The sequence below is a fragment of the Frankia sp. CcMO1 genome (assembly GCF_977945845.1).
The window spans coordinates 1-4,288 of record NZ_CDWTMG010000195.1 but is presented as its reverse complement, the minus strand read 5'-3'; the positions used below and the strand labels follow the sequence as shown (position 1 = coordinate 4,288).

2 protein-coding genes are annotated in these 4,288 nt (G+C 70.1%); both read left to right on the top strand.

The annotated features are described in order from the left end of the window. Positions 1 to 307 precede the first annotated feature (307 nt). A complete protein-coding gene (locus tag AC08OU_RS18775) occupies positions 308 to 592 on the top strand; it encodes a hypothetical protein (protein ID WP_462189197.1) in 285 nt (94 codons plus the stop codon). A 220-nt stretch (positions 593 to 812) separates the two neighbouring features. Further along, positions 813 to 3,263 carry a helicase-associated domain-containing protein gene (locus tag AC08OU_RS18770; RefSeq protein WP_476601436.1) on the top strand — a complete coding sequence of 817 codons (2,451 nt, stop codon included), beginning with the start codon at positions 813 to 815 and terminating at the stop codon, positions 3,261 to 3,263. The last annotated feature ends 1,025 nt before the right edge of the window (positions 3,264 to 4,288 follow it).

The following is a 4,288-nucleotide window of genomic DNA, read 5'->3' as shown; positions in this document are numbered from 1 at the left end:
CGCAAGTTATTTCATTTCGACTCCCTAGTATCCTCGAGCCGGGATGACAGATTTCTGGAAATACAGCGCGGAGGAAACCATGCTCCCCTCACCGGGCAGGTCGGTATGCCGCCCGCACCTCGATCGGGTGCCCGTCCGCCCCGGCGGCTCCGGGGCTATGGGGGATGCCGCACAATCCGTTTCAGCCCGTACCCGGCACCCGTCCCGCCGCGCCGTATCCATCATGGTCACCGCAATACTGCTCGTTCTGTTCTCAGCGTTGCCGGCCGGCGCCGTGATCCGCCGTCCGGTGCATCATCCGCTCCCGATGATCAACGTTTCGTACGAGACCGGTGCGGTGAGCGGCGTCGGGCGGCAGACCGACCTGACAATCACCGACAAAGGACCGGGGATCCTGCACGTCCAGTCAATTTCGGTGGACGGTGAACGCCTCCTGGATCAGAACTCCCATCTCCGGATCGCGCCGGGGCGCAGCTACATGTTCACCTTCGGCTGGGCCGGTGGCCCCGGGGGTGGTCCGGACGGGCCGACGGTCGTCATCGACAGCGATGCGCCTACTAGCCCCACCGTCCTCCACATCGGCTATCAGTGAGGCCGCACCGGCAACGAGACCGCACCCGGTGAGGTCGCACCGGCAACGACGGCGAGGCCCGCGGTACCGGCGACCGCCCGGAGGGCGCCGATGCCGTTCGCCGACGCCACCGGTCTGCTCGCAATCCGGATGGATCGGGAACGGGCGGCCGTGGTCTCGGGTGTCTGCTGCCGGCAGATCGGGCGGTCGTGCCCGCTCGGCGCAGATAAGAATGGAAGGGATGACACCACGATCGTTCGCCGACCATCTTGCGGATCTGGACTTGCCGGCGCTGGCCGCTCTGCTCCGCTCGCGTCCGGACGTGCTGGTCGAGCCGGTCCCCCGTGGTTTCGGGCAGCTCGCGCAGCGGCTGGAAAGCCCGGACTCGCTCGCGGCGGCGCTGTGGGAGCTGAACCGCGACACGCTCCGGGTCGGCCAGGCGGCGGCGCTGCTGGGGCAGTCCGCGACGGTACCCCGGATGGCCGAGCTGTTGGGTGCGTTACCGGACGCGGTGCGCGCCGGGGTGGGCGATCTGTGCGCCCGCGGCCTCGCCTGGATCGACACGGTGGTCCAACTCCCGGAACCGCTGCACAACCACTGGGTCGAGGAGATCAGTTCCGCCCGCCCGGTCGCAAAGATCGCCCACAACGTCCTGGTCGAGGATCTACGTAAGGCGGTCACGGCGCTCGGGGCTCCGGCCGAAAACCTGCGCAAGACCGAGCTGACCGCGCGGCTCACCGAACTCATGTCCGATGCCCGCCGCATCGCGACGATCATCGCTTCCCTGCCCGCCCCGGCGAGGCAGCAACTCGATGACCTGCGCCTGGCCACGGCCGGCGGCTACTTCCCCTACACGTTCCCCTACACGCCCTTCGAGGAGGTCCACGACCAGAGGGCAGCCGCGCAGCCCATCAGGCAGCTGATCACCGCGGGGCTGGTGCTGGGCGTCGGCAACCGGCCGGAGCTCCCCCGTGAGGTCGCGGTCGCCGCCTGGCTGGCCAGGCACGACCAGGGACTCACCGGGCCGCCGGACATTCCCCGGCCGGAGGTGAACGAGGCTGTCGTCCGGTCGAGCTCCCAGGCGGCCGCACAGGGCGCCATCCGCGCCGTGACCGCCCTGCTCGACGAGGCCGCCGCCCCCGTCGTAGCGCTCAAGCGAGGAGGCGTCGGTGGGCGGGAACGGGCCCGGCTGGCGAAGCGGCTGTCGATACCGTTGGCCGAGCTGCCGCTGTGGATCGACCTGGTCGCGGCCGCCGGCCTGCTGACCTTCACCGATGGCGGCTACGCACCGAGCTCGCGGTTCCAGGAGTGGCGGGGGGAGTCGCCAAGCCATCAGTGGGCGACGCTGGCTGCGGCGTGGCACGCTCTGGAGCACGCGCCGACGAGCCGCGAGGGTGCCGACGAGAAGGACGTCCCGCCGCCCCTGCCCATCGAGTCGGGGGCGGGCCAGATTCGCCGGGTGCTGATCCGCGCGGCGGCCGGCGGGCGGTCGGTGCGGCTCACGGCTGAGAACCTCGACTGGTTCTTCCCCCTGCACGGCTACGACGCCGCCACCCGCAAGATCAAGGTAGCGGCGGCGATCCGCGAGGCCGAGCTGCTCGGGGTGTTCGCCCTCGACGTCCTGTCCGAGCTCGGCCAAGCTCTGCTCGAGGCCGCGCCGAGCACCACCGACACGGCGGCTGCCACCGTCGGGCTTATGATCGTCTCGACCGCGGACGAGTTCGCCGCGCAGGCCGCGAGGACGGTGCGGGACCTGGCGGACCGCTGCGCCGAGCTGCTGCCCGAGACGCCGTCCAGCCTGATCCTGCAGTCAGATCTCACCGCGGTCGTGTCCGGCCAGCCCAGCGCGGCGATGTCCCAGCTTCTGCGGGCCGCGGCGGTGCCGGAGTCCCGGGGCGCGGCCGGGACCTGGCGGTTCACCTCCGCCAGCGTCCGCGCCGCGATGGACGCCGGATGGTCCGCCACCGAGCTGCTCGAACAGCTACGCACCATAGCCGATCACGGTCTCCCGCAGCCGCTCGAATACCTCATCGCCGACGTCGCCCGCCGGCACGGACACGTGCAGGTCCGCGGGATGCGCAGCGCCGTCCTCACCGACGAGCCCACGACCGCCGAGATCCTCCACACCCGGGCGCTGGCGAAGCTGCACCTCGCCCGGCTCGCCCCCACCGTGCTGGCCAGCCCGGTGGAACTGGGCACGGTCCTCGCCGAGCTGCGCCGGACGGGCTTCTACCCCGTCGCCGAGGACGCGACGGGCACCGTCATCGTGACGAGCGGGCCGGGACGGAAGGCGCCGCGGGGGGCCTCGGCACAGCCGTCCCGGGCGTCCCGACCGCGCGGCGGGCCCCCCGCCGGTCCGTCGGCGACCCGACGGCGGCTGACGGCCGACGAACTCGCCCAGCGCCTGCGCACCGGCGAGGACGACGGTGTCACCCTCCTGACCAATCTCGCCCAGCGGCTCGGCGAGGTAAACGGGCGGCTGAACGACGCCGAACTCGCCGTGCTGGCGGACGCGGTGGAACGCCGCAGCGACGTCGTCATCGCCTACCGGGACAAGCAGGGCACCCGGACGGTCCGCCGCATCCAGCCGAACCAGCTCTTCGGCCGGTGGCTGAACTCCTGGTGCCACCTGCGCAACGCCGAGCGCGAGTTCGCCGTGGCCAACATCGAATCCGTCAGTCCCGTCGGCTGACCGGCACCCCCTTCCCGCCGAGGCGGCGCCCGAGATCCCGAGCTCACCGCGGCGATGACCACCCTGGACGTCACCGCGCCCAAAAAGAACATCCATGAAAACCCCCCGACCGGGAGCCATCGGAGATTGCGATCCCTCCAGGGATAATCAGCGACCCGATGGTAAATCCGCAGGTCGACGCCATGATCCAAGTCTAGTCGCCGGGCCCGAAGGGGTCGCGGCATCCGGTGCCGCCACTGGACACAGCCGGTGAAGGCGGCCGGCACTGGCAGGCGCGTCCAACTGGTAGTCGTCAGGGGCTGTAGGGCGGTGCATCTCGCAGTGTCGAAGCGCAAGGAGACCGCATGCGGTAGTCTGTCCTTCGGATGCCGCCCGCTTGGGGCCGGGTGGTTCACCGGAGTCCCAGATCAGAGGCTATCTCGCCGGGAGAGCCGCACCCCGCGGGCCGCCCCGTCCGGACGCAGGCACGAGCCACCGGTCATGTCTTTTCCGGCCCGGTCCCGGACCCGGCCGTCGAGGAGGATTTCTGCCTGTGGCAGACTGCCTCATCATGCGCGCTGTGGCTCTGCCAGAATCAGATAGGTAGCATGCGCACGGGACGGAGAAATGAATGAGATTCCGCGTTGATGTCGCAGCCGACGAGCCGGCCATCAAGTGGGAAGATGTCTTCACTCCGGCGCGGGCCGTTACCTACGATCTGATTCGGAGCCAGGACCCGGCCTTGGCCGAGGAACTGCATGACCGGGGATACGCCGGGAAATCACTGCGTCCACTCGGTGTCTCGCCTCCACATTTCCGGGACACACGGAAGACCCGCGGTGTCTATGCGACCTCCGGCGATGGTTCTCTCAGACCACCCGCAGTTCGCCGATCGCCTGAGCCATAACCTGCGGCACAAGGCCGACCTGCTCGGCCTGCCGTCGGACGTGGACGTCGAAGTCGTCTCCGCTGGACCTCTCCGGAAATTTCTGGTACAGCGGGCGCCGAGGCACGGCAGCACCGCCGCCGTGCGCATCAAAGGGGAC